The organism is Arthrobacter sp. UNCCL28 (assembly GCF_900102805.1).
In the GTDB taxonomy this organism is placed as follows: domain Bacteria; phylum Actinomycetota; class Actinomycetes; order Actinomycetales; family Micrococcaceae; genus Arthrobacter; species Arthrobacter nicotinovorans_A.
Map to the genome: position 1 here is coordinate 418,776 of NZ_FMWE01000003.1, position 26,474 is coordinate 445,249.

General features: G+C 62.4%; 20 protein-coding genes. 9 read left to right on the forward strand and 11 right to left on the reverse strand.

The window, feature by feature from the left end; all coding sequences use genetic code 11:
- Positions 1–53 precede the first annotated feature (53 nt).
- The 3 genes from BLQ01_RS10505 to BLQ01_RS10515 are packed head-to-tail and all read left to right on the forward strand — an operon-like array spanning position 54 to position 3,863.
- Positions 54–911, forward strand: a complete 858-nt coding sequence (locus BLQ01_RS10505; protein ID WP_091551640.1) for a fumarylacetoacetate hydrolase family protein — start codon at positions 54–56, stop codon at positions 909–911.
- Positions 911–2,632, forward strand: coding sequence for an FAD-dependent monooxygenase (locus BLQ01_RS10510; protein WP_091551642.1), 1,722 nt, complete (start codon positions 911–913; stop codon positions 2,630–2,632). Before BLQ01_RS10505 ends, BLQ01_RS10510 begins: the two co-directional genes overlap by 1 nt.
- Positions 2,610–3,863: a DUF3500 domain-containing protein gene (locus BLQ01_RS10515; RefSeq protein ID WP_091551643.1), complete on the forward strand. Its 1,254-nt coding sequence runs from the start codon at positions 2,610–2,612 to the stop codon at positions 3,861–3,863. The genes BLQ01_RS10510 and BLQ01_RS10515 overlap by 23 nt, the downstream gene beginning before the upstream one ends.
- Before the next feature lie 64 nt (positions 3,864–3,927).
- On the opposite strand, the gene BLQ01_RS10520 is transcribed toward BLQ01_RS10515, so the two are convergent.
- From BLQ01_RS10520 to BLQ01_RS10535, 4 genes are all read right to left on the reverse strand, one after another.
- Positions 3,928–4,995 carry a quercetin 2,3-dioxygenase gene (locus tag BLQ01_RS10520; protein WP_026540505.1) on the reverse strand — a complete coding sequence of 356 codons (1,068 nt, stop codon included), beginning with the start codon at positions 4,993–4,995 and terminating at the stop codon, positions 3,928–3,930.
- An 82-nt stretch (positions 4,996–5,077) separates the two neighbouring features.
- Positions 5,078–7,357, reverse strand: coding sequence for a family 78 glycoside hydrolase catalytic domain (locus BLQ01_RS10525; RefSeq protein WP_091551645.1), 2,280 nt, complete (start codon positions 7,355–7,357; stop codon positions 5,078–5,080).
- Between the two features lie 48 nt (positions 7,358–7,405).
- Entirely contained in the window at positions 7,406–8,677 is a 1,272-nt protein-coding gene (locus BLQ01_RS10530) for a glycoside hydrolase family 1 protein (protein ID WP_091551646.1), read from the reverse strand.
- 39 nt (positions 8,678–8,716) lie between these two features.
- Positions 8,717–10,036: an MFS transporter gene (locus BLQ01_RS10535; RefSeq protein ID WP_091551649.1), complete on the reverse strand. Its 1,320-nt coding sequence runs from the start codon at positions 10,034–10,036 to the stop codon at positions 8,717–8,719.
- A 188-nt stretch (positions 10,037–10,224) separates the two neighbouring features.
- Between BLQ01_RS10535 and BLQ01_RS10540 the strand changes: the two genes are divergently transcribed.
- The 4 genes from BLQ01_RS10540 (at position 10,225) to BLQ01_RS10555 (ending at position 14,432) form a co-directional block, all read left to right on the forward strand.
- Positions 10,225–10,833 carry a TetR/AcrR family transcriptional regulator gene (locus BLQ01_RS10540; protein WP_091551650.1) on the forward strand — a complete coding sequence of 203 codons (609 nt, stop codon included), beginning with the start codon at positions 10,225–10,227 and terminating at the stop codon, positions 10,831–10,833.
- Between the two features lie 61 nt (positions 10,834–10,894).
- A complete protein-coding gene (locus tag BLQ01_RS10545; RefSeq protein WP_026540510.1) occupies positions 10,895–11,758 on the forward strand; it encodes a nucleoside hydrolase in 864 nt (287 codons plus the stop codon).
- A gap of 399 nt (positions 11,759–12,157) precedes the next feature.
- Positions 12,158–13,258, forward strand: a complete 1,101-nt coding sequence (locus BLQ01_RS10550) for a ferredoxin reductase (RefSeq protein ID WP_091551652.1) — start codon at positions 12,158–12,160, stop codon at positions 13,256–13,258.
- A gap of 13 nt (positions 13,259–13,271) precedes the next feature.
- Positions 13,272–14,432 (forward strand): fatty acid desaturase family protein, encoded by a 1,161-nt coding sequence (locus BLQ01_RS10555; protein ID WP_091551653.1) that lies wholly within the window; start codon positions 13,272–13,274, stop codon positions 14,430–14,432.
- 495 nt (positions 14,433–14,927) lie between these two features.
- On the opposite strand, the gene BLQ01_RS10560 is transcribed toward BLQ01_RS10555, so the two are convergent.
- Positions 14,928–15,416, reverse strand: coding sequence for a MarR family winged helix-turn-helix transcriptional regulator (locus BLQ01_RS10560; RefSeq protein ID WP_026540513.1), 489 nt, complete (start codon positions 15,414–15,416; stop codon positions 14,928–14,930).
- A 106-nt stretch (positions 15,417–15,522) separates the two neighbouring features.
- On the opposite strand from BLQ01_RS10560, the gene BLQ01_RS10565 reads away from it, so the two are divergent.
- Positions 15,523–16,794, forward strand: coding sequence for an amidohydrolase family protein (locus tag BLQ01_RS10565; RefSeq protein WP_091551655.1), 1,272 nt, complete (start codon positions 15,523–15,525; stop codon positions 16,792–16,794).
- Between the two features lie 50 nt (positions 16,795–16,844).
- Here BLQ01_RS10565 and BLQ01_RS10570 read toward each other — a convergent pair whose 3' ends face one another.
- The 4 genes from BLQ01_RS10570 to BLQ01_RS10585 form a co-directional block, all read right to left on the reverse strand.
- Positions 16,845–18,242, reverse strand: coding sequence for a TrkH family potassium uptake protein (locus tag BLQ01_RS10570; RefSeq protein ID WP_091551656.1), 1,398 nt, complete (start codon positions 18,240–18,242; stop codon positions 16,845–16,847).
- Positions 18,243–18,641: 399 nt separating this feature from the next.
- Positions 18,642–20,051 (reverse strand): MFS transporter, encoded by a 1,410-nt coding sequence (locus tag BLQ01_RS10575; protein ID WP_091551658.1) that lies wholly within the window; start codon positions 20,049–20,051, stop codon positions 18,642–18,644.
- 601 nt (positions 20,052–20,652) lie between these two features.
- The gene (locus tag BLQ01_RS10580) at positions 20,653–22,869 is read right to left on the reverse strand and encodes a catalase (protein ID WP_091551659.1); all 2,217 of its coding nucleotides are present in this window, start codon (positions 22,867–22,869) and stop codon (positions 20,653–20,655) included.
- A gap of 159 nt (positions 22,870–23,028) precedes the next feature.
- Positions 23,029–23,913, reverse strand: coding sequence for an aldo/keto reductase (locus tag BLQ01_RS10585; protein WP_091551661.1), 885 nt, complete (start codon positions 23,911–23,913; stop codon positions 23,029–23,031).
- Positions 23,914–24,079: 166 nt separating this feature from the next.
- Between BLQ01_RS10585 and BLQ01_RS10590 the strand changes: the two genes are divergently transcribed.
- Positions 24,080–24,961: a helix-turn-helix transcriptional regulator gene (locus tag BLQ01_RS10590; RefSeq protein ID WP_091551662.1), complete on the forward strand. Its 882-nt coding sequence runs from the start codon at positions 24,080–24,082 to the stop codon at positions 24,959–24,961.
- A 174-nt stretch (positions 24,962–25,135) separates the two neighbouring features.
- Here the strand turns inward: BLQ01_RS10590 and BLQ01_RS10595 are convergent, their stop codons facing one another.
- Both BLQ01_RS10595 and BLQ01_RS10600 read right to left on the reverse strand, forming a co-directional pair.
- Positions 25,136–25,903 carry an SCO1664 family protein gene (locus BLQ01_RS10595; RefSeq protein WP_091551664.1) on the reverse strand — a complete coding sequence of 256 codons (768 nt, stop codon included), beginning with the start codon at positions 25,901–25,903 and terminating at the stop codon, positions 25,136–25,138.
- The gene (locus BLQ01_RS10600) at positions 25,903–26,457 is read right to left on the reverse strand and encodes a DUF3090 domain-containing protein (protein WP_091551666.1); all 555 of its coding nucleotides are present in this window, start codon (positions 26,455–26,457) and stop codon (positions 25,903–25,905) included. Before BLQ01_RS10600 ends, BLQ01_RS10595 begins: the two co-directional genes overlap by 1 nt.
- Positions 26,458–26,474: the final 17 nt, after the last annotated feature.

Sequence of the window (26,474 nt, forward strand, 5' to 3'; positions counted from 1 at the left end):
CCGCGCCCTCTACCTTCCGACAACCGCCTTCGGGCGAACCTGAAAGGCCCATCATGCAGTACATAGGTATCAACCACGACGGCGGCCCCTGGGTCGCGGCCCTGAGCGGCGAGCGCGTTTTCCCGCTGGCGTCCGTGACGGACTTTTGGGCCGACGCAGCGAGGTGGCAGGAGAAGGCACCGGCGCTCATCACCGACATTGCTGCCGGCCTCGATCGAGCGGCTGTTATTGAGGTTCCACTGGTTCCGGCGTCCGCGCGGGTGATTTGCGTGGGCCTGAACTACAAGGCCCACGCCGCCGAAGGCAGCTATAAGGACCAGGAGCTCCCGCCTTATCCCACCCTGTTTGGCCGGTGGACTGCCTCCTTGTCCGTGGGCAACGTACCGGTACCGGTTCCGGGGAGCGAGGCGGGCCTGGACTGGGAGGGCGAGGTAGCTGCCTACATCGGTAGGCGGGTGGAGTCTGGTGACGAGGCTGCAGCCGAGGAGGCCATATTTGGGTACTCCACCTTCAACGACATCACCGCACGGCGTGCCCAAAAGCTCACGTCCCAGTGGACACTGGGCAAGAACGGCGACTTCACCGGTCCCATGGGCCCACTGGTCAGCCGCGATGACGTGGGCGACCTCCGCGATGGCCTCCAGGTCCGCACCCGGGTCAACGGCACGGAAGTTCAGAACGGCAACACCCGGGACATGATCTTTTCCGTCCCGGCCATCGTCTCGCTGATCAGTGAAACCTTCACCCTGCACCCTGGAGATGTGATCGCTTCCGGCACGCCTGAGGGAGTCGGCTATGCCCGCACGCCACAGTGGTTGTTGCAGGCAGGCGACGTCGTAGAGGTCGAGATCGAGAAGCTCGGCACTTTGGTGACTCCCGTTGGTGAACCGTCGCTCCGGGCGAGGGCCTGATGGCTGTTATCAGCCCGGCGCTCGTGGCGGATCTGCCACCCGAGGTCCCTGTACTGATCTCAGGTGGTGGCCCGAGCGGGTTGTTCCTGGCTTTGGACCTTGCCCACCGGGGGATCCGCAGCGTGGTCATTGAGCCGCGAACGGCCATAGACCAGGACCGGCCGCGTGCCAAGACCACGAATGCGCGAACCATGACCCACCTGCGCCGGCTCGGACTCGCTGCACAGTTGCGGGAGGCAGCCCCGCTGCCTGTGGACTTCGCCCAGGACGTCATCTTTTGTTCGTCCCTGACCGGACGCGAGATCCGGCGGTTCCCGAACGCCTTCCAGCTTGAAGCAGGCCGATATGGGCCGCAACCCGAATGCGGGCAGCAGGTACCGCAACCGGTGCTGGAAACCGTGCTCCGTGAGGCCGTGGCAGCCTCAGCCCATGCCACACTCCTGACCGGATTGAGGGTGGAGGACTTCACCGCAAGGGCAGGCGGCGGGCAGTCCGTCACCGTGACCGACGGTGCAGGCAGCCGGACCGTTGGGTGCAGCTTCCTGGCCGGGGCCGACGGCGGTTCCTCCACCGTCCGCCGCGGGCTGGGAATCCGTTTCGAAGGCGGATCTGCAGCCCTGTCCAACATCAGCATCCTCTTCCGTTCCAGCGACCTCGCCGAAACGATCAGCCTGGATGCTGCCGTCCAGTATTGGGTCCTCGGCCCGGGAACAGCCGGGATGGTTGGCCGGATGAACCTTGGCCAAACGTGGTGGGCGATTATTCAAGGTGTCGACGCCACGGCAGAGGGGATTGACCTGGATCCGGCAGCGATGGTCCGATCCCTGGTGGGTGCCGACGTCGAGGTTGACGTTATCGCGACCGATCCCTGGACCGCGCGTATGCTCCTTGCACCGTCCTACGGAAGCGACGGCGTGTTCCTGGTGGGCGACGCCGCTCATCAGAATCCGCCCTGGGGCGGCCACGGCTTCAACACCTGCATCGGAGACGCCGCCAACCTGGCATGGAAGATCGCCGCCGCTTTGGATGGTTGGGCCGGGCCGGACTTACTGGACAGCTACGTGCTGGAACGGCGCCCCGTTGCCGAGCGAACCATCAACGACGCCGCAGCCAATGGCAAGGCGCTCGCGTACCACTTCGCGGACCCGGCTTTGGAACGTGAAGGCGAGGACGGAGCGGCTGCCAGGGCACGCGCCCATGCAGCACTGGGCGTGAAGCAAAGCGAGTTCGATTCCCTGGGCCTGGTGTTGGGGTACAACTACGCAGCATCGCCGCTGGTTGTCCCGGACGGTGCACCCGTGCCTGCGGAAGATCCCATCCTTTACGTGCCCACAGCCACTCCGGGAGCGCTGCTTCCGCACACCTGGCTGCCGGACTCAACATCCCTCTACGACCATTTGGGCGCAGGGTTCACGTTGCTGGTGGACGTCGAATCCCTGGCAGGTGGCGACGTCGGAGAAGTGTACGCGCCGGTCCTGTTGGCCGCCGCGGAGCTCGGCGTTCCCATGGCCACGATGGCAGTAGGACCTGACAGTAAGGGAACGCGGATGGCGGACCTGTGGGCAGCCGACGCAGTCCTGGTCCGCCCCGATCAACACGTTGCCTGGCGGGGCAGCACCGCCGAACCGGCAGCACATGCCCTCCGCATTGCCGCGGGGTGGTCCCACACCGAAACGCATGAAGCAGAGGACGCCTCCCATGTCGACGCCGTCATTTCGTGACTACCTCTACACGCCGGATCATCCACGTGTAGCGAAACTCCGCGGCCTGGACGCCCGGGCATACGCCGAAGCCGCCAAAGACGATCCGTTTGCCGGCCCCATGATCGAGGGGTGGAAGAAGCTATATCCCCAACCCTTCGTCGGTGTGACCAACGACGGCGTGGTGCGCGAAGGGCTGTACACGCTCACTGAAGCGATGCCAGGCGAGGAAGCACCGACGTCGGACATGCTGGCAGCAGCTGAAAAGCTGCTGGCGCTGCTGCCTCAAGAATTGCAGAACCGCCTGTGCTACGACGTGGATGCCCCTGAATGGCAGAGCTGGGCCAACCCGGAATTCATGCAGCATGACACCGGGCTTCGCCTGGACGAATGCGAACCAGCAGTCCGGGATGCCGCCTTGGCCGTGGTTGAAGCGAGCCTCAGCCCCGAGGGTTTTGCGCTGACACGAAACCTCATGCGCATCAACGGCCTTCTGGGCGACCTCGTGGACCTGCCGCTGCTCATGAACGAGTACAGCTACAACTTCGCGATGTACGGTGCTCCTTCAGGGGCGGAGCCTTGGGGCTGGCAGCTCTTCGGCCACCACGTGGCACTCAACTGCCTGGCAGCGGGCAGCCAAATGGTCATTTCACCGGTGTTCCTGGGCGCCGAACCAGACACCATCGACGACGGTGCCCACCACGGCGCTGAGCTTATTGAAGAACGGGTTTCCAAGGAACGGGTCTTCAAAGAACGCATCCAGTGGGCGCGGGAACTCATGGAGGCCCTGACACCTGGGCTCCGTGCTGAAGCAACCGTCTACCAGCAGATGCAGGACCCATCCATGCCGGAAGGGCGCCTGCATGCAGGGGATGAACGGCACCTTGCGGGTTGCTTCCAGGACAACCGGATCATCCCCTATGAAGGCATTCCGGTCTCATCAATGCCGGCCACCGCGACAGCGCTCCTGGACAGGATTGTGGAGGAGTGGATCTCCTACCTGCCGGCCGGCCCGCGGGCTGCCCGCCTCCGGGAAATCCAGGGACACTACGACGAAACCTGGTTCTCCTGGATTGGCGGCTGGCAAGGCTCCGAAGCCTTCTACTTCCGCATCCAGAGCCCGGTGGTCATTCTGGAATTGGACCACCACTCCGGCGTTTTCCTGAACAACGACACCCCCGCGCCCTTCCACATGCACACGGTGGTCCGCACTCCCAACGGCAACGACTACGGACGGGCTTTGCTCGCCTGAGAAGCCCAACAACGACAAAAAGGTCCGGACTCCCTGAAGAGTCCGGACCCTTTGTTGTTTCAGCCTAGAAGTCCAGGCCCACACGCCGCTGCGGCGGAGGGCCGACGACGGTCAGGTCCATCTCTGCCTGTGCCCGGCCAAAACCCTCCATGTCCATGTACGGCGCACCGCCCTCGGTATAGATGTAGTCCTCTGTGGGCTCGTTGAAGTACTCGAAGAAACCATTGAAGACCGATGGCGTCAGGAAGCCCACCATCTGGGTGTTGTGGGCATCGAACGCGAAGGAATGGATGGTTCCTGCAGGGGCGTGGACAAAGTCGCCCTTGGTCAGCAGCATCTCCCGGCCGTTCGCATAGAGCCACATGCGGCCCTCCGTGCACAGGAAGTTCTCCGTGTGCTCGGAGTGGAAGTGCAAGGGGATATAGGGAGATTTGGCGCCCTTGGTGTGGACGGCAAAATAGTTATCCCCGGTATTCTGCGGCCGTGAAAGGTAGGAGAACATGGTCTGGTAGCTGACCAGGCGCTCGCCTTCGCCCGCGCTGAGGAAGTAAGGGCTCAGCGTTGCGGGCAGGCCGGCGTTTTGTTGCAGTCCCGGCTGGACGCGTTCCACATCCGGGAAAGTGATGCCGAATTCGGCACCGACCTCTGCTTGTTCCCGGCTGGTCAGCGTGTGGCCGGCGCGGGCGGGCGGAACGTGTGAGTCGATGGGAGTGCCCACACGCTCGTAGTAGGCCTCCGCCCCGCCGGGTGTCATCCAGTTGAGGAAGCGGGTGTAGTGGCTGGCCATGCGGTAGGCGTGGGGAGTACCCGGCGGAATGACTACTGAATCTCCGGGTGTCAGGATGCGGCTTTCGCCCGGCAGCCACACGTGCAGGATGCCGTCGAAGACGTACAGCGTTTTATGTTCGATCGCGTGGCTGACAAAGGGCGACTCAGCACCCAGGCCACCGGAAACGTAGGCGGCACTGAAGATGCCGCCCGTGTCTGCCGCCCGGGCGATCACGGTGATGAGTTGGCCGTTGATCTCGTAGCGGGCGCCTTCGCCGGAGGCCATGTAGTAGGGGACAGCTTCGCCCGGGAGCGTGTTGGCCAGGGGAAGTGTTTTGTTGATTTCCTCGACGCTGAGGGACATGTGTTCCTTCTTTCCTTCGTCAGGCTGTGTGTCTGCTTTTAGCTTCGCGCACCACGCCGGTGGCCCGGTGCTGGATTTTCAATCATTGGAAGGTGAGCTCGGCGGGGTGTGCACTCCTGGTGTGCTGGCCCGGGCCGACTGTTTGGTCGTCCTCGCCCGGGAGCCGCAGGACTGCCTCGGTGCCCTCCGGAACCGTCGCGGAGACCTCGAGCCGGCCATCAACCAGGTCCCATCGGACCGAGGCAATGCCGTGGGGCGTCTCCAGGGTGGTTTCTGCCCAGGTGAGTCCTCCGCCGGGCTGCGGGGCAATGAGGATGCGGCTGTAGCCGGGGTCCAACGGCGATAGTCCGCCGATGGTGCGGTGCATCCAGTCCACCACTGCGCCCAGGGCATAGTGGTTGAAGCTGGTCATTTCGCCCGGGTTGATGCTGCCATCCGGAAGCATGGAGTCCCACCGTTCCCAGATGGTGGTGGCGCCCATGGTGACGGAGTAGAGCCACGAGGGGTTTTCGGTTTGGAGCAGGAGCCGGTACGCCGCGTCCAAGTGGCCGGTGACCGTCAGGGCATCGGTCACAAAGGGTGTGCCCGCGAAACCTGTGGAGATACGGAAGCCCGACTTTTCCACCAGTTCGGCCAGCCGATGGCCTGAGAACTTACGATCCGGCTCCCCGAGAATTCCGAAGACAATGGCCAACGCATAAACAGTGGTGCAATCGCTGGTGATGACGCCTTCTGCGGACACATAGTGCGCCTTGAAGGCCGTCCGCAGGTCCGCCGCCATGGCATCAAACTCGGCCATGGCCCCCTTGTCCCCGAGAACTTTGGCAGCTGCAGCCACCAATGATGCGGTGCGGTAAGCGCACAACGTCGCCACCACGTGCTTGTCAGCTTTCGCCGCCCACGGCTGGTCCGGCGAGGCATCGGGATCGAGCCAGTCACCAAACTGGAAACCGGTGTCCCACAACCCGTTGGGCGAGAGCTTGCTGCGCAGCCGCCGGGCGTGCCCGGTCATGGAAGCGAACTGCTCCTCGAGTACTCGTCGATCACCATAGGCCTCCCACAGTGCCCAAGGGACCCACACGGCAGCGTCGCTCCACACCGCAGCCGTGTCCGGTGCGCCGAACTCCGCAGGCTGCTCAATGTACTTCAGGACGTTGGGCACCACGAAAGGCACCAGGTCCTCGTCGTGGCTCTGTTCCAAGGCCAGGTCACGCAGCCAATCCCGCAGGAAGTCACGGCTGTCGAACAGGAAGGCAGCGCTCGGTGCGAACGCCGAGAGGTCACCTGTCCAACCGAGCCGTTCATCCCGCTGCGGGCAGTCAGTGGGGACGTCCACGAAGTTTCCCCGCATGCCCCACACCGCATTTTCATGGAGGCGGTTCAGCAGGGGATTCGACGTTTGGAAAGTGCCGATCCGCTTCATGTCCGAACTGATCACGACGGCGGTCAGGCCGCCGTCGAGCAGGGCGTCGACACCTCCTGGCCAGCCCTGAACCTCCACGTACCGGAAGCCGTGGAACGTGAGGGTCGGTTCGAAGACGTCTGCCCCGCCCGAAAGCGTGAACCGGTCAGTCGCCTCAGCCGAGCGTAAGGGCCGGGTGCCCAACTCGTCATGCTCCAGCACTTCTGCGTGACGGACGGTCACCACATCACCGGCAGTACCAGTCACAGACGCCCGGACCCATCCCACCAGGTTCTGGCCAAAGTCCACCAGGACCTTGCCGGCGGGCGACGTCCATACTTTCGTCGGCTGCAGCTCCATTTGACGGCGTACGGGCGGACCGATGTAGGGCTCAAGACGGCTGAGGTCATCGTCAAGAATGCGCACCGGTGTCCACTGCCCTGAGCTGAACCCGGGGGCGAGCCAGGCGTCGTCGAATCGTCGGGCGTCTATTGACTGCCCGTCATAAAGGTCATTGGCCGTGGTGGCCGATGGCCCGGCGGTCCACGAGCCGTCCGTACCGATCACTTGCTGGTGGCCGTCGGCGAACCGAACCCTCAACTCGGCAAACGCGCCCAGCTCCCCACCGTAGTACTTCGAACCCCCCGACCAAGCCAGCCGGCCCCTGTACCAGCCGTTTCCCAGCGCGAGTCCGATGACCGTCGTCGTGCTGATCAGCGCGGTGACGTCGAGCTCGCTGTACCGGACCCGCCACTCGTAGCTGGACCAGCCCGGCGTCAGCAGGTCCTGGGAAGCACGCTGGCCGTTGACCCACGCTTCCACCACGCCAAGTGCGGACAGGAAGAGAGTGGCGGACTCCACATCGCCGTGGCCTTCGTCGAGCTCGAACTCGCCGCGAAACAGCGGTGCGCCGTCATGCTCGTTGTCCGCAGCAATCATGCGGGCGTGCCAGGTAGTCATCAGGGTAGCCTCCAGGGTTTTAGGGATTTGCAGGTGGTGCAGTCAGGATCAGGCAGGTTGGCTTGCGGGCTCCAGCGAGGCGCCGTTGCTCTGCGCTACGCTGCCCAGCCAGTGCGCACTGGGCTTGGGAGTGCGCTCCTGCGTTGCCCGGTCCACCGCGATAAGTCCGAACTTGGGAACGTATCCGAACACCCACTCGAAGTTGTCGAATGCGGTCCAGGCGATATAGCCACGAACGTCGATGCCGTCCGCCAGGCAGGAGGCAACGCCTGCAACAGCGGTCCGCAGGTAATCCAGGCGCTGGGTGTCGTCCTCGGTTGCCAGCCCGTTCTCAGTGACGATGACGGGGATCTGTGCAATGCGGGCAGCCTCGCGGATGGTCGCCTCCAAGCCCTCAGGGTAGATTTCTTCGCCCATCTGGTTGGTGGGAACGCCGTCCTCGGCGTGGACAAGTCCCTCGGCTCCGAACACCGTGCGTCCGTAGGTTTGGATTCCCACAAAGTCGTCTCCGCGGGAGGCTTCCAGGAAGCGTTCATTGACCTGGCGGCGTATCCGGTCCGCGTTGGCTTCCCCGCCCGGTGCGGCGTGGATGTCCGTGTTGGCCAGGGTCCAGCCCACCATGAGCTCAGGGTAGCGGGCTTTGATGGCGTCACGGCCGGCGTGGTGCGCTGCAAGTTTTACGTCGAAGCCTGCATCGGAGACGGTGAACTGGAACGGGGCCACTCTTGCCGCTTCGATGTTGAGGCGCTCGGCCGCAGCAGCCCAGACGGGCACCTGGCCTCGGGTCTCGGCGGGGCCGCCACCAATACCGAGTTCCTTGAGCAACCACGGGAGGTTGGGTTCATTCAGCGTGCAAGCGACGCCGATCAGGTCACCGAGGTGCTCGGTAACGCGGGCGCAGTAGCGCCCGAAACGCTCCGGAGTGGCCGCGTCTTCCCACCCGCCTGCGGCCAGCAGCCAGAGCGGGGAGGTGAAGTGGTGGAAGGTGACCACCGGGGTCAGTCCGTACTCGTGGCACGCCTCCAGGACGCGACGGTAGTGGTTGAGCGCCGCCGTCGAGAACTGTTCTTCTTCGGGCTCGATCCGAGCCCACTCCAAGGAGAACCTGTAGGTGGTGAACCCGAGGCTCGCAATAAGGGCGATGTCCTCGCGGTAGCGGTGGTAGTGGTCGATTGCATCGCCGGAGGGCTCGGCGAAGATGGTGCCGGGAAGTTGTTCCAGGAACCAGGTGTCGCTGTTGACGTTGTTGCCTTCAACTTGGTGGGCGGCGGTGGCGACTCCCCAGAGGAAGTCGTTGGGGAACGATGCGGAGCTTGTCATGGTTTTCCTTTTCGAGGCGTGAAGTTGGTTGTCCGCTGCTTAGCGAACACCCTTGATGAACGTGACGGTGATGCTGCCCAGGGCGCAGAGTGCTGCTGCTGCGAACCAGAGGAAGCCGTAGTTGTGTCCGCTGCCGATGGCCAGGATCGCCGGGGCGGCGGCGGGAACCATGATGTTGGGGATGCTGAGGGCGAGGCTGAAGACGGCCATGTCCTTGCCGGTGTCCCGGGCGTCCGGGAGGACGGCGGCGCACAATGCCAGATCCACGGTGAGGTACATGGCCTGGCCCATCGCGAATACGATCCATGCAACGACGAACTGTTCAAAGGACGTTGCCGTGGCGCCGAGCACCAAGGCCGTGACCATGAGGAGCGCCGCCGCGATCACGAACGGCTTGCGGCGACCGATCTTGTCTGAGAGCCAACCGGAGGCTGTAAAGAACAGGATGCTGACGGGAGCCGAAATCAGGGTCAGCAAGCCGGCGCTCTTTCCGGCCTCGGCGATCGGCATCCCCAGGCCGTCCATCAGGAAGAAGATGAAGTAGGCGAAGAGTGCTGTCATGGCGATGCCGGCCAGGAATCGTGAAACCCAAGCCCAGGCAAAGTTGGGGTGCTTTCGCGGGTCGACAAGGAAGGACTTCGCGAGTCCCTTAAGGTCAAGCGGAGGGAGTTCGGCACGTGTCTTCGCCGGATCCTTGTAGAGGACCAGGAGCGGGATGCTGCAGACGAGGGCCAGCAGGACCGGCACGCACATCATGAGCAGCGGGGCGTCCACCAGCCAGGCGGCAAGGTAGGAGCCCGCGGACATTGCCAGTGCGCCGGCCATGCCCATGGCACCCATGACGCGTGCCCGTTTGTTGTCTGGAAGGGCCTCGATGGGAATCACCGCGTAGGCGTTGAACGCCGCTTGCGCAGAGACCAGGGCTACGACGTACGCGGCGATGATCACGGGCGTGGACGGCACGGTACCGATCACGGCTGCGGCGAGCAACGCAGGTACCAGCCCGCCGATGATCCAAGGCCGACGGCGACCGAACCGGCCGGCCGTGCGATCGGACAGGGCGCCGGTGAGCGGGATGGTGACGAGCAAGAGAAGTGAGCTGATGGAGACGGCCATGCCGTAGCTTGCCTCTTTGGCCGCCGGATCAACTACTGCCAAGCGCAGGGAGAGCGCCGTGCCCAGGGTCAGGCTCATGATGTACATGCCCAGGGCTGCGATGAGGACCAGGGCCATGGTCTTTTTACTGGACGGCAGCGTCTGAGGCGAAACGTTCGACGCCGGCCTGGCGGCTTCTGCTGATGAGCCAGGTGCGGCATTGGCAGGTTCCATGACCTGTGCCTGAGCTGTGGGGTCACCCATAAAAATCCTCCTTTGGATCAGAACCACCTTTGGCTCTCTGTGACCGGTGATGAAGGCCTCGGGCAGTAACGGCTGGGCCTTTCATGCAACGGTAACCAAACCTGGACCACATTGGAATACTTTAGTGAAGATTTCTTTACCAAAGTGGAAAAGAAACTTGGTAGCCTCGTCTGAAAGGAGGTCTATCCATGGATCAGGAAACCCGCGGGCCGGCCCGCACGGGCAAGCGCGCCCCCTACGCCAACGGGGCCAGGAAACGAGCCGAACTGGTAGAGGCGGCGTTCCAGGTCTTCGCCGAGAAAGGCTATTTGGGATTGTCCATCCGGCAGATAGCGGAGGCCGTGGGCACCAGCCATACCGCACTTCTCCATCATTTCGGCAGCAAAGAAGCGCTGCTTGAAGCCGTGCTGGTACTCCGTGAAGAACGGGAGGGGCCCTGGAGGCAGGAGCTGATCAGCGAACAGGGCCTCTTGGGAACCGTCCCCGCCGTGATGAGGCACAATGCCGGTATCCGGGGAGTGATCCAACTTGATGCCACGCTGCGTGCGGAGGCCATCAGCCCCGACCATCCGGCCCATGACTTCCTGTTGAGGCGCAACCAGGACTTTGTTGACTCAGTCGTCGCCGAGCTGGAGCGGGAGCGTGAGGCCGGGCGCCTGCGGCAAGGCATCCAGCCACACATAGTGGCCCGCCAGATCACCGCCCTTGTGGACGGAATCCAACTCGCCTGGCTCTATGACGAGTCGGTGGACATGGCCGAACACCTTCAGGCATTCATGGACCTCATCAAGGGCTAGGTCGAGGACTGCATCGGGACAACCACTTCGCAGTACCGTGTCAGGAGAGGCTCGCATTTACATGCCAATGATCAACATCGCAGCAACCAGCAGAGTGGTCCTGGATAACGACTGGGCCGGTGATCCCGACGGACTCGTCGCACTGGCCCACCATGCCATGGCGCCGGCCAATCGGATCACCGCCATCACGAGTTCACTGACCAACCCCATGTTTGGGCCTCCCGCCGGCCAGGCGCAGGCTGGAGTACAACTCGCACAGGACTTGCTGGACACTCTGGAGCAGCGGAACCCCGCAACCGTCCAGGCAGGACTGGATTCAACTTTTACAGGGCGGTCCCGAATGAACCCGGCGGCCCAATCGATCATTGACGCCGTGCGTGAAGAGGACGAGCTGCCCTTGACACTGGTGTGTGCAGGGCCGCTGACCAATGTGGCGGATGCCCTTCTTCAGGAGCCGGAGATCGCATCACGGTTCAAGCTGGCCTGGGTTGGTGGATCTTCCCAGGGGTTGGTTGACGATGAATACAACTACTTCACCGACCCCATGGCTGCGAAGTTCGTCTTTGCCAACCAGCAGCTGGACATTGACCAGTTTCCTGCGGAGGCGTACCGACCAGTTGTTATTTCCGTGGCGGAGCTTGATGAGGCACTGAGGGCCGGCGGCCGCGTAGGTAGGTGGTTATGGGATCACTTTCATGGCTTGGAAGTCCCGGACTTCATCAAGTTTGGGCCCTTGTGGTGCCTGGGTGACAGCGCCCCCTTGGTTGTCACCGGGCTCGGCGAAGTGACCAGTACATTCGAGACTACGAGCACAACTCCGCAGAGGCGCATGTGCCAACGGGTTGATGGGCGGCTGGTTGTTGCTGACTTTCTGGCCAGTCTGCGGCTGCAGGCCGCACGTCACTCCACGTCGGCTGCCCGTTGACGAGTCCAATTGAGCCAGCCCGTCGGTAAGCTTCCACGTGCGCGCGGACGTGGCTGCCGTCGTCGCTGAGCCCTGGATAAGTCTGAGGTTGTTCATCGAGGGAGAGCAAGAAGGTTGCCAGGGTTTGCGTGGAATCCAGTAGACGTATTAACCTCTTCCTACTGAAACCGGCATGGGCCACCGAAGCCCGGAGAGGAGGAGCGCATCACCGCTGACCAATCCAAGCATCACGTCCCATTCCCGTTGAAAGCCCCTCCCGAGGGGCTTTCCCTATGCATGGAAGCCAATGAGGCGTCAGCATGAGGCAAATCGTAAGCATGCTTACTGCAGTTGGTAGTGTGGATGTCCCGATGGACCCAGCCGGGGTTCTCGTTCTCCGTCGTTGTGAGGAGTACCCCCATGGTCAGCTTTCGGCCCTTGGCCCGTATAGCTTCAGTTTTGACGAGCCCGCTTGCGCCGGAGGACGTTCTGGCGCTCTTCAATCCGGTCTATTCGTCTCGTCAGCTGCGTGGAGTCGTTACTAAGGTAGTCCAGGAAACAGCCCAATCAGCCACTATTTTCTTCCGTCCCGGCCGCGGCTGGCATGCCCACCTCGCCGGCCAATGGGCGCGGATAGGGGTGGAACTGAACGGGGTGCGCCAATGGCGGTCCTATTCGCTGAGCGCGAAGGCAGGTAAGGATCCGGCCATCACGGTCACTGATGTTGGATCCGTGTCCGGGACCTTGGTCCGTAACACGAAAGTGGGTGATGTCCTCTTCCTGGCGCCACCCCAGGGCGACTTTGTCCTCCCTGAGCATCCACGGTCACTTCTGATGCTCACTGCGGGCAGCGGCATCACCCCCGTCATGTCAATGATTCGGACACTGGTCCCAAGCCGCCCCGACGCAGATGTTGTCCTGATCCACTCCTCCCGCGAAGAGGGCGACACCATCTTTCGTGAAGAACTGGCTGAACTCGCTGACCAGTTTCCCAACTTCCGTTTGGTGCAGTGGCACACGGGCGGTCGCGGCCGCCTGAACTTTACGTCCACGGCCGCACTGGAAGAGGTCTGCCCGGACTGGCGGAACAGGGCAGCATATGCGTGTGGCCCTGAATCGTTCCTGAACGATGCCGAAGATATGTGGAACCGGGCTGCGTTGCCTGCAGACGCCACAGCAGTGAAGGAATCCGATGGTGGAAGCGGGCACGGCTCGCTCACTATCGAACGATTCAGCACCGAACTCTTGGGAGGGGACGGCAGTGAAGGTGGCGTGGTCACCTTCGAAGCTTCTGACCGCGAGGTCATGGCCGACGGCGGGGTCCCCATTCTCGACGTCGGGGAGGACGCGGGGGTGCTGATGCCCAGCGGCTGCCGCATGGGTATTTGTCACAGCTGCCTGACTCCGTTGCTCGCCGGAAGAGTCCGCGACCTGCGTACCGGTGAAGTCCATGGAGCGCCCGGGGAACTCATCCAAACCTGCGTCTCGGCAGCCGCCGGGCCAGTCAACCTCGAAATCTGAGGAGCACAACCGCATGTCAGTAGTTTCAACCAAAAGGTCCGCCGCCGCCGTCGAACCCAAGACACGTCCTGGTGCCCTTGCCGATGAGGGCAGGCCCACCGTGCGACCTCCGGCGGCCGCACACCTCAGCGACGAGCAAGTAGCTGAACTGGGCCGTGAACTCGACGCGCTTCGCGACGAAATCCTCGCCAAACGAGGTTCAAGCGACGCCGCGTACATCAGGCGCATGATCAAGATCCAACGCGGGTTGGAGATCTCCGGTCGGGCCGCGCTGCTGGCAGGCAAGAACAGGGTGGCCTGGTTCACCGGCACAACACTGCTCAGCGTGGCCAAAATCCTGGAGAACATGGAACTTGGCCACAACATCCTCCACGGCCAGTGGGACTGGATGCGTGACCCGGACATTCACTCCACCACCTGGGAATGGGACTTCGTCACCCCGTCGCGGTCGTGGCAACACACGCACAACGACCTCCACCACCGCTGGACCAACGTGGTGGGCAAGGACCGCGACGTCGGCTATAACCTTTTGCGCATGGACCCCGACCAGGAGTGGAAGCCGTTCAACCTGGGCAATCCGCTGTACAACGCCTTGCTCGCGCCAGTGTTCGAATGGGGCATCGCCATCTACGATCTGGAGATTCCCGAGTACAAGGAAGGCCTGAAGTCAAAGGAGGCCATGAACAAGGACCTCAAGGCGCTGGGTCGAAAGGCGATCAAACAGTTCGCCAAGGATTACGCAGCCACCCCGGCCTTGGCCATGCTGTCGGGTTCAGGGAAACAAGCCCTCTACGGCACGCTCGTTGCCAATGCCGTCCGCAACGTCTGGGCCCATGCGGTTATTTTCTGCGGACACTTCCCTGAAGGAACAGACACGTTCACCGAAGAAATGGTGGAAGGCGAAACCCGCGGCGACTGGTACGTCCGCCAGATGATTGGCTCCGCCAACATCTCCGGCCCCCGGTTCATGCACCTCATGACAGGGAACTTGTCGCACCAGATTGAGCACCACCTCTTCCCCGACCTACCCTCCAACCGGTACGCCGAGATCGCACCCAAGGTCCGCGACATCTGCGAACGCTACGGCTTGAAGTACACCACGGGACCGCTGCCCAAGCAGGTCGGCTCCGCGTGGGCCAAGGTCTTCAAACTCGCGCTGCCTCCCAAAAAATAGGCAGCACGGCGTTCCAAGCGGCGGTCACTGGGTATCCAATTCCTGGGGGACAGTACGAACCTCGCTGAAAACGCTACCTATTGACACTGCGGCGGCGCGGCTTGTCACTATCCGACTCGTGACTAAAGAAAATAGCCTGCCCACAGCCACGGATCCATCTAAGCCTGTAGTTGGCTGGTCCTTTTGGTTCCGTGGACGAGGCCGAGCCGGTCCCGGCTCTTCGCCAGGTGGCTGGGACGTCGGCGTGCATGACCCAGCGCCAACTTGGATCTTGAGGAAATCTTGAGGTATTACTGAGCAATTCTTGAGGTTGCGCCACCATTTTTAATAGCGTCCGGGCGGAAGCATGGACATCCTGGGTGGCAGGTCTTGCAGTGGGCCGCCTCCCAGACTCCTCCCACGGCTGGTAAGGCGATTCCGAGAGGCAGAGGTCCCTAACTCGGACTTGTCCTTTGCCGGAGCCGGCGCGTTGGGCATTAGCTGGCCTGTCTACCGTTAGTCCTCCAGTGAGGGCCGGGGGAGTGACGCCGTTGCCCTCACGTACTTATGCAGCAACCTGGCGAATTGGATCCGCTCGTCGTGGTCCCAATCTTGGGTGATGTAGTCGAATGCTTGACGTTGTTGGCGGCGGGAGTATGCCAACGCCTCGTGACCTGCGGCGGTTAGTCGCAGGGTGATGCTTCGCCCGTCCGTTTGGGAAGCGACCCGCTCCAACAGCCCCTCGCCCACACAACGGGCTACGAGGCGGCTCACTGCGGTGCGGTCCATGCTCAGGGCGGCGGCAACGGCGTTGACGCTCAAGAGTCCGTCCGATTCCTCTACTACTGCCAGCAGAAGATCACGTTGAATGTCCGTGCGCACGATGGGCGGGTCCAGCGGAACGCTCGACGTCCGCCGCCGCAGCTTGGAGAAGGCCGTGCCGATCGTCTCGAGAAGAGCTTCATCATCCGGGCCGGCCCCCGACTCTGTGGTGCGGTCATTCATTGCAGCTCCTAAAGTACGTGCATTCTGTCACCTAGATGATACTATGCACGTACATGGACGGGGTCATCGACTCATTCTCGACGACATTGAAACGGGGACTAATCCTATGCGTACTGCAATTGTGGCCGACCGCGTATTTGACGGTACAAAGAACCTTGGGCGAAAGGTAGTTGTTGTCGTCGACGGCCTCATCGACGCCGTCACGGATCGGGTCCCGGAAGGTGTTGGAATCGTTGAAGCTCCGGGAACCACACTTCTGCCCGGGTTGATCGACGCGCACGTCCATACTGACGTCAGTGGACTGCGGATGGCGCTGCAATTCGGTGTGACCACGGAGTTGGAAATGCAGGGCGTCAATACTGCCCGCGATCGCGACCATATTATGCAGGACGACGCCCTTGCTGATGTCCGTTCCGCCGGCTTCGGTCTCACTCCGCCCGGTGGCCACCCGGAGGAATTGTTCCCCAAAGACTTCAATCCACAGCGCGGCAAGGGTCCTGGCGGTCCCGGTGCGCGGGTGCGCGTTGATCCCATTGTGCGGGCGAAGGTCACCTCGCCGCAGGAAGCTGTTTCCGTGGTCCAAAAGCTGGCCGGAGCCGGTTCCGACTACATCAAATTCATGGTTGACGACGGAACCGTCGAAGGCCACCCGGGCTTGCCAATGCTCGATCAAGCCACACTGAATGCCGGTGTAGCCGAAGCGCGCCGACTGGGCATGACCACCATTGCCCATGCGCTCACCCTTGACGCAACACGGATGAGTATTGAGGCCGGGATTGATGGCCTGGCGCATTTGTTCATGGACCGCCCGCACACTCCGGAGATCGTCAATGCGATCGCTCAGTCCGAGACATTCGTGGTCGCGTGCGTGGTGCTGAATGCCTCCATGATGGGGATCACCGGGGCCGCCCTTGCAGATGACCCAAGGGTCTCCTCGAAGCTCTCAAAGGAATGGGACGAAACTCTTAGGAGCAGCTTCAACCATTTCCCCCAAGGCCGCCTCCAAGACGTCCTGAACACTGTGCGCGCGCTGGATGAAGCCGGAGTTGACCTGCTCATCGGAACAGATGTCTCCCAACCCCTGCCGTTCCTCGGAGGCCTGGCCCACGGCGCCAGCGTTCATCAGGAGCTTCAACATTTTGTTGACGCCGGACTTACGCCCACTAAAGCGCTCAGAGCTGCGACGGCAGTCACCGCAAGACGTTTTGGCCTCACTGACCGGGGAAGTATCGAGGTTGGCCAGCGCGCAGACCTCCTCCTTGTCGACGGCGACCCCACTTCCACAATCAGCGACACCCTCAATGTCCGCGACGTCTGGCGACGAGGAACGCGCGCAGAGCACTTGGTCTCCGTAAACGAGGGTCTCCCATTGTCCTGAACAACCGGAAATGCAGTTGCAGGGGGTTTCGCGCACTGTCCATTCCCGGATCAGCCGATAATTGGCCGTTCTTCGGGAAGCATGAAATGCCTTGGCCGGGAAGCGAGGGCAATGGCTGAAGCCACGGTGATGGTGCCGATGCGCCCAGTAAACATCAGGGCCATCAGCACCCACTCCGCGGTTGGAGGCAGGTTGTAGGTTATTCCAGTGCTCAGGCCAACAGTTCCGAACGCGGAGATGGATTCAAAAAGCACTTTCTCCAAGCTGTAGTCGGTGGTCATGAGGAGCAGCATGGTCCCTAAGATCACTGCTCCTACGCCGAGCAGGGCGACAGTGAGAGCCTGGCGTTGCGTGGAGGAGCTAATGGACCGGTGCGCAATGGTCACTTGCTCGCGTCCACGAATCTCGTTCCAAATCGCAAAAGCCAGGACCAGGAACGTAGTGATCTTGATACCGCCGGCGGTTCCTGCGCTGCCGCCGCCAATGAACATCAGGACGTTGGTGACCATGAGTGTTTCCGGGGTTGCGGCCCCGTAATCGATGCTGTTGAAACCCGCTGTCCTGGGAAACACTCCACCCGCCAACGAGCCCAGGACTTTTCCGCCGAAACCCATCGATCCCAGAGTCTCGGGACGGTTCCATTCAAAGGCCGCGAACAATGCGATACCCACTGCCAGAAGCAACAATGATCCGTAGACGGTCAGGCGAAGGTGGATGGTCCAGTTCTTGAACCTCAGACGGTCCCTGCCCAGTTGGATGATCACAGGGAAGCCCAGCCCGCCGGCAATGATGGCTGCGCAGATAGGAACTATGATCCACGGATCTTCTGCGAACCCAATGAGATTGTCGCTGTAGAGGGCAAAGCCTGCGTTATTAAATGCGGAGACGGCGTGGAAGATGCCGTGCCACACTGCTGCGCCAGGGTTGTCGTCATAGGCGATCCAAAAGCGTACCGCCAGGACGATGGCTGTGAGGGCTTCAAAGAAGGCCATGATCTTCAGCACCCTGAACAGCACGGTCTTGACGTCACCGAAGTTCAGGGTGTGGGTTTCCGATTGGGCCACGAGCTGGCCTCGAAGCCCGATGGTCTTGCGCACGAACAACGCCAGAAGGGTTGCCAGGGACATGATCCCGAAGCCTCCCACCTGAATCAGTGCCAGGATCACCACGTGGCCGAATGGGGTCCAGAAAGTTGCTGTATCAACGGTGATGAGTCCAGTGACGCAAACAGCTGAAACCGCGGTGAAGAACGCGGTGGTAATGATGTCTTCGGCCTCGCCTGTCCGCGAGATGGGCAGCATCAGGATTCCAGCGCCGAGGATGATCACTGCCAGGAACGCCATTGGCACTGAACGGACCGGGTGCAGAAGGGAAGCCTTGAGACGTTCTCCTTCGTTGGCCAGAACCCGCAACACAGGGCTGAGCTGGGTGGTGGAGCGCGCTGTCATGCCGGTCCGTCCTGGCCGGTACACAAAGGCCTCGCATCCGCGAGCGACGTCGTCACCGTGTCCCTTTCCGCACGGCACATCCGCACTTCTTTCCGTGCGAAATCTAGCAGCGAACGCGCCGCCACGGGCGGAAAAGGCGAATACCTTGACGAATCCTTAACACCGCGGTGCACGTCATTCACATACGTCGCACGACGGCGGTGCGGAGCCAAGTGTAGGGGCAAAGGCGCCGGAGCCCGTCTACCCGATGGGCTCCGCAGGCGCGGCCCTGGCGGGCCTTTTGGGCGCGCTTGGCAACCTGAGGGCCGGCTTTGAGCAGTTTGCTGCTGATGTGAAGGCTGAGGCTGAGGAGGGCAGTTGACCGGGCCCGCTATGGCCGGGGAGCAGTTTCCTGCCGGTTTAGTGGGAGAAGTCTGCTGAGATCTCGGCGAGGGTGCGACCCTTTGTTTCGGGAGCGAGCCACTGGGAAAGCAGTGCGCCGAGCAACGCGACGGCCGCCGCTACCACCATGCTTGGTCCCATCCCGATGTTGCTGATCGCCCAAGGCAGGGCGAAGGTGCCAAGCGCAGCTCCGATGCGGCTGAAGGCGGCAGAGAAGCCCATGCCAATGCCACGCAGGTGGCCGGGGAATACCTCGGCGGGATACACCTGGGTCATGGTGGTGTAGCCGGCATTGAAGAAGGAGAAGGCGAGGAACAGTACGAGCACCAGGATCGCAGGTGCGTCCGCCCAGAGTCCGATGACCAGCAATATGCCTGCGCAGAGCCATTGCCCAGGCACGGTAAGGATCCGGCGTCCGAGCTTGTCAATCAGGAGCACGGTGGTGACGACGCCCGCGGCAGCAAGTGCGGAGAGTCCGACTCCACCCGTCCAGCCGCCGCCGAAGCCGAATTCATTGAGCACGTCGTCGGCGAAGGTCGCGATCGCGAAGTACGGGGTGACCGCGCAGAACCAAAAACCTGCAGTGAAGAGGGTGGTTCGCCAGTACTGCTTCGAGAACAGCATTCCGATGGAGGCGCCCTTGATTTTGGTCCTGCTCTTCGCGGCCTGGGCCTCCTGGACCATCCTCAAGTTGATCTCCTCGGTGATGCTGTCATGCATCTCAGGGGATTCAACATATCGGCGGGCGATAGCGAGTGCTTCTTCACGCCGCCCTTTGGTAATGAGCCAACTCGGCGATTCGGGCAGCCCCAAGCGGGCGATGAACAAAACGAGTGCCAGTATCGTGCTCGTGCCGATGACCAGGCGCCATGGGGTGCCTGCATCGTGCAGGAGCGTGCCAATGATGAATGCCATCATGAAACCGACGTACCAGGCGATCAGGGTCAGTCCGAGCAAGCGCCCACGGAGTTTTGGCGGCGAGAACTCTGAGAGCAAGGGGCCGCCAATTGAGTACTCGCCGCCGATTGCGACGCCCATAAGGAACCGGATGGCAGCCAACTGGATTACAGCCCCGTCTCCGGAGGTTACGAAGAACTGGGCTCCTGAAGCAACCAGGAACAGGCCCATGTCCAAGAGGAACATGGGCTTGCGCCCGAATTTGTCAGTAGCCCAGCCGGCCAGCGGGGAGCCGACGAAGATACCAACCAGTGGTCCTGCGGCGATCATGCCCAAAGACAGTGCGTCCAGCTGAAGCTCTGACCGCATGGGCCCGGTGACGGGTCCAATGATTCCGAGGATGTAGCCGTCAAGGAACATTCCGCCGATGAAAACAGCCACAAGCCGCACCATAAAGCGGCGCTTGAACTTGGAGCTGGTCTCCGGCGTGGAGGTGTCGACGGGATCCGTCGTCCTGGTTGGATGAATCATTGAGATCTATTCCCTTCTGGCTTCAGTGGAAACCACTGACGGCACCAGAGTGCTGTTCCCTGGACGGACGGATGGTCGGACAGCCGGAGCCCTCTTGGGAGCGCTGGACGATGCCGGCTGGCTTGATGCCAACTGGCCGCGCAGGACCCGCGAAACGATCTCGGCGTCGTCATGTATCACTGATCTCCAGTACGGACCGGCAAGACCTTGGATCCGGCACCCTCGTGCCGACCCATCCAAGCAACCACAATTTGGTCGCCCGAATGTGACATATGACTCATATATCAGAACTCTAAGCGTAGGTTCCCTCTCGGTCAAGGGCTTAACAACGAAAGGCTGCCGGGGCGCGGCAGCTGTAAGCGGCTGATGAATCGAGGGAAGTGCCGCGCTGTGCCCGCTGCGTTCGGAAGCAAAGCCAACCCCACGGCGTCGTTCCACTCGTGCTGCCGGGCATGATCTGTACGCAGAGCGACCGCCGCTGCGTGCGCCTTTAAACACAGCCGACCAGGGGCCCTCCGCTGCAAGATGCGGCAGAAGGACACTGGTCGGCTGGCTCATGGGGAGGGTTAGGCAGCCACGCGGCTGCCGGGCCGGCCTACCCTCAGGCTGACACTGCGGGGAACCGTTCCCATACGCGGTGGGCGGAGAGCAGGCCCGTCAACTCCTGGAAGACACCCTCTACCTTCTTGCCGGAGACGATGCCCGGAGCATCCGCGGGGATGCCTGCGGCCTTCAAGGCAGCTGAATTGCTGTCCAGGGTCGCAATTGCTTTTGCGTGGCGGAACGCCTCCGTCAGCAGCAACACCGCCCGCGGATCCAACGCATCCCCGGGAGCGGCGGCCTTGGCGTTCAGCCCCGGGGCGGCATCAGGCGCCACAGTGCCGGGCGTGGCGACCAGCACTGCATCAAACTCAGTTGAACGTGCGGTGAGATAAGTTCGCTGAACGGGGACCCCGCCGTCGTTCCCCGATCCAAGGAAGCCACCCGCCGGAGCGATGACCAGCGGGACGATGCCCTCGGCGTCCAACGCCTGCCGTGCCGCCTCGACGGCGGCAAGATCGCTTCCCTCGTCGGCAAGGATCCCAACGATCCGACCGGCAACAGGCCACTTCTTGCCAACCTGGGACAGGGAAGGGCTGGGCTTGGACTCCTGGACCTGTTCGCTCGGTGAGGGGGCCGGCAGGCCAAGGCCCTTGGCAACAGCGGCGCACAGCCGCGCATCCACGTTGGCCAAGGCTGCGAGCTGCCGTTCGCGGACGGACTTCTCGTAGCACTTGCCCAGTTCAAACGTGTAGGCCTGGATGACGTGGTCTTGTTCCACGGGGGTCAGGCTGCGGAAGAAGAGCCCCACCTGGCTGTAGTGGTCATCAAAGGATACCGGGTTTCTGCGCTCCTTGATGGAGGCGGCCAGTTCTTCGGGGACGTCGATGAATGCGCCCATATCCTGTCCGGCAAGGAAAGGGCAGCCGCCGTCGAGCGAGTTCGGGTGGTAGGGAGCAACCCCGGCGTGGACAGCTTGCTGGTGCATGCCGTCCCGCAACATGTCGTTGACAGGCGCCTGCGGCCGGTTGATGGGGATCTGCCCGAAGTTGGGGCCGCCGAGGCGCGAAATCTGGGTGTCCAGGTAGGAAAACAGGCGTACCTGCAGCAGGGGGTCATTGGTGACATCGATCCCCGGAACCAGATGGCCGGGGTGGAAGGCCACTTGTTCGGTTTCGGCGAAGTAGTTGGTGGGGTTTGCATTGAGCGTCATGAGGCCGATGGGCTGTACCGGCGCGAGTTCCTCCGGGACGAACTTGGTGGGGTCCAGCAAGTCAATGCCTTCAAACATCTGGTCTTCGGTGTCCGGGAACGTCTGGACGCCGAGCTCCCACTCCGGGTAGGCGCCGGCCTCGATGGCGTCGGCAAGGTCCCTGCGGTGGAAGTCCGGATCCATGCCATTGATGATCTGGGCTTCTTCCCATACCAGTGAATGCACGCCCTGCTTTGGCTTCCAGTGGAACTTCACCAAAGTGGTGGCGCCTTCGGCGTTGACGAACCGGAACGTGTGTACGCCAAAACCTTCCATCGTCCGGTAGGAACGGGGGATTCCGCGGTCGGACATGTTCCACATGGTGTGCGCCTGGGCCTCGGTGTGGAGCGAGACAAAGTCCCAGAATGTGTCGTGCGCACTCTGTGCCTGCGGAATCTCGCGATCCGGATGGGGCTTGGCCGCATGCACGATGTCAGGGAACTTGATACCGTCCTGAACAAAAAAGACGGGAATGTTGTTGCCAACCAGGTCATAAGTGCCCTCGTCGGTATAGAACTTGGTAGAGAACCCGCGGGTATCGCGCACGGTATCGGCGGACCCCCGTGACCCCAGGACGGTGGAAAAGCGAACGAACACCGGAGTCTCAACATCTTTGGCCAGGAAGCCTGCGCGGGTGATGTTGGCTGCAGTGCCGTAGGAACGGAAAACACCGTGGGCGCCGGCGCCACGGGCATGGACTACCCGCTCCGGGATGCGTTCGTGGTCGAAGTGGGTGATCTTTTCGCGCAGGTGGTGATCCTGCAGCAGGATGGGCCCGCGCGGGCCGGCCTTCAGGGAATGGTCGGTATCGTGAAGACGAAGCCCCTGGGCCGTTGTGAGGTACTGGCCGGACTGGGCGCGTGCGGTGGCCGGCGCCCCGGTGGGGCTTCCAGTGGGGGAGACCGCCTCAGGTCCGCGCTGATCCGGCTTGGGCGGAAGGGGCTCCCTGGGGGTTGTAGGTTCTTCCAGGCTGGCAGGTTCGCTTGCCGGGGCGCCGGGGATCTGAATGCTGTGCTTTTCTGGCATGAGTCTCTCTCCTCAGGGTGGGCGAAACCAGCGGGCCTCGGCTGATCCGCAACTTACTAAGCATGCTTAGCATGTTCTGTACCCTAGGCAACGTTTTCCAAGACTGCAAGTTACTTGGGTACGTTCCGGAGACATCCGGCAGGTCGGCGGCTTGGGCCTTCACGCTTCGGGAATGACCATGGCAAAGCGTTCTTCGCGGGCTTCGTCCGGGTCGGGGCCGCTCCGCACACCGCTGTCCAGCGCGTCGATGATGCCTAGTTCCGGTTCTGAAAGCTCGAAACCGAAGACATCGAAGTTCTCGGCGATCCGGCCCGGGTTGGTGGACTTTGGGATGGCTGACCGGCCCTGCTGCAAGTGCCAGCGAAGCATCACTTGGGCCGGTGTCTTTCCGTGGGCCTGGCCGATGCCGGCAATTACGGGATCCTGCATGACGTTCCTGCGGTCCTCGCCGCCCCAGCCCGGGTAGAAGGTGATTCCACCGATGGGCGACCACGCCTGCGTGAGGATCCCTTGCTCTTCATCGGCTTCCTGGACGTCCGGTTGGGTGAAGTAGGGGTGCAGTTCAATCTGGTTGACAGCAGGCACCACGTCGGCAGCGGCGAGAAGTTGACTCAGGTGGTGTGGCATGAAGTTGCTGACACCGATCGCCCTGACGCGTCCGTCAGCGAGCAAGTGCTCAAGCGCCTTGTAAGCGGAGATTGTCTTCTCGAACCGGTCCGGAGCGGGCTGGTGAAGGATGAAGAGGTCCAGATAGTCCACACCGAGTTTGCCGACTGCCTTGTCCCAGGCATGCAGGGTCTGGTCGTAGCCATAGTCGCTGACCCACACCTTGGTCTCGATGAAGACCTCCGAACGGTTCAGGCCTGAATTGCGTATGCCTTCCCCGACTTCCCGTTCATTTCCGTAGGCGGCGGCGGTGTCGATATGGCGGTAGCCAGTGGCCAGTGCGGACTCGACGGCCGCCGTCGTGTCCGCAGGGGCGCTTTGGAAGACGCCGAGCCCTATGGCCGGCATGGTGATTCCGTTGTTGAGCGTGACATCCATGGGGATCCCTCTCCTTTGTGGCTTGTGCATCAGTTCCCAGTGAACACCAGGGCCCGATTCCCAGGGAGTGCACGTCAGTACCCCCTTGAACAAGCTACGTGCTCCGGTCCTCACGGGTATTGCCAGTGCCTCCCTGGGCCCAGCGGCCGGGCGTAGCGTTGAGTCCATGACACTTAGCGAGGATGTGCGGAAATTCCTGACGTCGCGCCGTTCAAGGATCACCCCTGAGGAAGCCGGCCTGCCGGCCTATGGTGGGAACCGGCGCGTCAGTGGCCTGCGTCGCGAGGAGGTGGCGATGCTCGCCGGGATGAGCATCGACTACTACATCCGCCTTGAACGCGGAAACCTCTCCGGTGCTTCCGACAGCGTTCTGGAAGCGCTGGGACGGGCGTTAAAGCTGGACGACGCCGAATTGGCGCACCTTTTCGATCTCGCACGGGCTTCCGGTGCTGTACCCCGTGTTCGGCGCAGGCGCAGTCCCCAGGCTGTTCGTCCAAGTGTCCAACGAGTCCTCGATGCCATCACGGCCGCACCTGCCTGGGTGCGGAACGACCGTGGTGACGTTTTGGCCGCCAATGATCTTGGCAGTGCGCTGTATATGGAGTTGATGGCTGAAGAAACCACGCCGCCCAACAGTGCCCGTTTCACGTTCCTGAACCCGAAGGCACGGGAGTTCTTCGCCGACTGGGAACGTGCGGCAGATGACATAGTGGCTGTCCTGCGGTCCACGGCAGGGAAAAACCCTTATGACAAGGACCTCACGGACCTGATCGGTGAACTTTCCACCCGGAGCGGGGAATTCCGGACCCGTTGGGCCCGGCATGACGTCAAGTACCACCGAAGCGGCCGGAAGCGGCTCCATCATTCGATCGTGGGGGACTTGGACCTGACTTTCGAAGCGCTCGAGCTGGCAGCGGATCCGGGGCTGCGCATCAACATCTACACGGCAGATCCCGGCACGCCATCAGAAGACGCATTGAAAGTCCTCGCCAGTTGGGCCGCGACCAGGCAGAGCACCACGGGCGCTGCCGTGAAGCAAGCGAAGTGAGTCCTGCGCAGTAGACGGCGCCGTTATCCCGTGGGCCAAGGGACACCCTTGAGGAGCGAAGTTCTGATCGGGTTGCCGGGCCTGTCCGCCCAAGCCGGGGAGCGGCGTCGTGCGTTACTTAAAGCACGACGGCGGCGGGCGCAGTCTGCGCTGTCCGTGGCCGCAGGCTGCACCTTAGAAAAGGGGCCACGGTACCGCAGGCATGCCGCCGCTCGGCGCAGGGAACCGGGCGGTTGAGCGCAGCCGAACGCAGCGGGCGGTCAGAGAGGCGATTTCTTCAGCGGTGATCAACTCCGCAAGGTCACGGCCCAGCCCGCCATCCAGTGCTTCGGTGAGGCGATCAACGCCGTCGACTTCCCCGGTGTTAAGCGGCTCTCCCAACCAGCCCCACAGCACGGTGCGCAGCTTGTGCTCCTGGTGGAAGGTCAGCCCGTGATCCACCCCATGCCGATGACCGTCCGCCATGGACAGAATGTGGTGGCCCTTGCGGTCGGCGTTGTTGACCAGCATGTCAAAGACCGCCATGCGCCTCAGCGCGGGAGAGTCCTCATGGATGAGGGAGACCATCCGCCCGTTCTCATCCTGCCCTTCGAGAACGTGTTTCCACCCAGTCTCCGGTGCTTGTTCAGTCGCCACGAGATCGACTGCCTGCTGGGCAGGGTCTTGGTCCTGCCACAGTTGGACCATGCCCTCGCCCAACGGCCCATCGCGCAGCCAGGTGCGTGGCACGATGTTCCAACCCAGCACCTCCGAAACCAGGTAGGCTGCCACTTCCCGTTGCGCGAGGCTTCCATGCGGGAAATCCCACAAGGGACTTTCTCCTGCCACCGGCTTATAGACCACGGCGACATCGCCGATGCTGCCCAGGAAGGTTGCGTTTGAGGCCGTAGTGATGCGGCCAGTGAGCGTCAGCTCGGCGGTGTCCAGGTCCGGTGCCGGCATCAGGCCTCGGGGAGGGTGCAGCTGTGTCCTTCGGCGTCCATGGGGTAACCGCACAGCGGGCAAGTGGGGCGCCCGGCTCCTACAATCTCACGGGTCCGCTTGGCGAACGCGCGGGCTGTGCCTACCGGCATGCGTACCAGCAGCATCTCGGATTCGTTCGCGCTGTCCTCGTCAAAGGCTTCGTCATTGTCCTCGGCATCGAGATCGGCGATGGGGTAGGCCTCAACGACAACCTGTGCGGTGGTGGGATCCCAGCCCAGGCTCATGGCTCCGGCACGGAACTGCTCTTCAACGGCTTCAAGGGGGTCGTTGTCCACGAGCTCGATGGGGGTCCCTGTCGGCACGCTGAACGGGTTGCCTTGAACTGTGATGAGCTGGTCTAGTATTTCGTCGATTTTCTCTGCGAGCTGGGCCGACTGCTGCTTCTCCATGGCAATACTGACGATCTGTTTTCCCGCACGTACCTGCAGGTAGAACGTCCGGGACCCTGGGAGGCCAATGGTGCCAACTACAACCCGGTCAGGCCAGGCAAACTCGTGAACACGTGTAGGCATGTCAGTATTTTAGGCAC

What these genes read in the sequence shown, in the direction of transcription:
- BLQ01_RS10550 (WP_091551652.1), top strand. Translation starts at nt 12,158, where the DNA reads ATGGTCAGCTTTCGGCCCTTGGCCCGTATAGCTTCAGTTTTGACGAGC.
- BLQ01_RS10560 (WP_026540513.1), bottom strand. Translation starts at nt 15,416, where the DNA reads ATGAATGACCGCACCACAGAGTCGGGGGCCGGCCCGGATGATGAAGCT.
- BLQ01_RS10520 (WP_026540505.1), bottom strand. Translation starts at nt 4,995, where the DNA reads ATGTCCCTCAGCGTCGAGGAAATCAACAAAACACTTCCCCTGGCCAAC.
- BLQ01_RS10580 (WP_091551659.1), bottom strand. Translation starts at nt 22,869, where the DNA reads ATGCCAGAAAAGCACAGCATTCAGATCCCCGGCGCCCCGGCAAGCGAA.
- BLQ01_RS10505 (WP_091551640.1), top strand. Translation starts at nt 54, where the DNA reads ATGCAGTACATAGGTATCAACCACGACGGCGGCCCCTGGGTCGCGGCC.
- BLQ01_RS10565 (WP_091551655.1), top strand. Translation starts at nt 15,523, where the DNA reads ATGCGTACTGCAATTGTGGCCGACCGCGTATTTGACGGTACAAAGAAC.
- BLQ01_RS10555 (WP_091551653.1), top strand. Translation starts at nt 13,272, where the DNA reads ATGTCAGTAGTTTCAACCAAAAGGTCCGCCGCCGCCGTCGAACCCAAG.
- BLQ01_RS10600 (WP_091551666.1), bottom strand. Translation starts at nt 26,457, where the DNA reads ATGCCTACACGTGTTCACGAGTTTGCCTGGCCTGACCGGGTTGTAGTT.
- BLQ01_RS10515 (WP_091551643.1), top strand. Translation starts at nt 2,610, where the DNA reads ATGTCGACGCCGTCATTTCGTGACTACCTCTACACGCCGGATCATCCA.
- BLQ01_RS10525 (WP_091551645.1), bottom strand. Translation starts at nt 7,357, where the DNA reads ATGACTACCTGGCACGCCCGCATGATTGCTGCGGACAACGAGCATGAC.
- BLQ01_RS10595 (WP_091551664.1), bottom strand. Translation starts at nt 25,903, where the DNA reads ATGCCGGCACCGGACCTGGACACCGCCGAGCTGACGCTCACTGGCCGC.
- BLQ01_RS10585 (WP_091551661.1), bottom strand. Translation starts at nt 23,913, where the DNA reads ATGGATGTCACGCTCAACAACGGAATCACCATGCCGGCCATAGGGCTC.
- BLQ01_RS10590 (WP_091551662.1), top strand. Translation starts at nt 24,080, where the DNA reads ATGACACTTAGCGAGGATGTGCGGAAATTCCTGACGTCGCGCCGTTCA.
- BLQ01_RS10570 (WP_091551656.1), bottom strand. Translation starts at nt 18,242, where the DNA reads ATGACAGCGCGCTCCACCACCCAGCTCAGCCCTGTGTTGCGGGTTCTG.
- BLQ01_RS10545 (WP_026540510.1), top strand. Translation starts at nt 10,895, where the DNA reads ATGCCAATGATCAACATCGCAGCAACCAGCAGAGTGGTCCTGGATAAC.
- BLQ01_RS10510 (WP_091551642.1), top strand. Translation starts at nt 911, where the DNA reads ATGGCTGTTATCAGCCCGGCGCTCGTGGCGGATCTGCCACCCGAGGTC.
- BLQ01_RS10540 (WP_091551650.1), top strand. Translation starts at nt 10,225, where the DNA reads ATGGATCAGGAAACCCGCGGGCCGGCCCGCACGGGCAAGCGCGCCCCC.
- BLQ01_RS10575 (WP_091551658.1), bottom strand. Translation starts at nt 20,051, where the DNA reads ATGATTCATCCAACCAGGACGACGGATCCCGTCGACACCTCCACGCCG.
- BLQ01_RS10535 (WP_091551649.1), bottom strand. Translation starts at nt 10,036, where the DNA reads ATGGGTGACCCCACAGCTCAGGCACAGGTCATGGAACCTGCCAATGCC.
- BLQ01_RS10530 (WP_091551646.1), bottom strand. Translation starts at nt 8,677, where the DNA reads ATGACAAGCTCCGCATCGTTCCCCAACGACTTCCTCTGGGGAGTCGCC.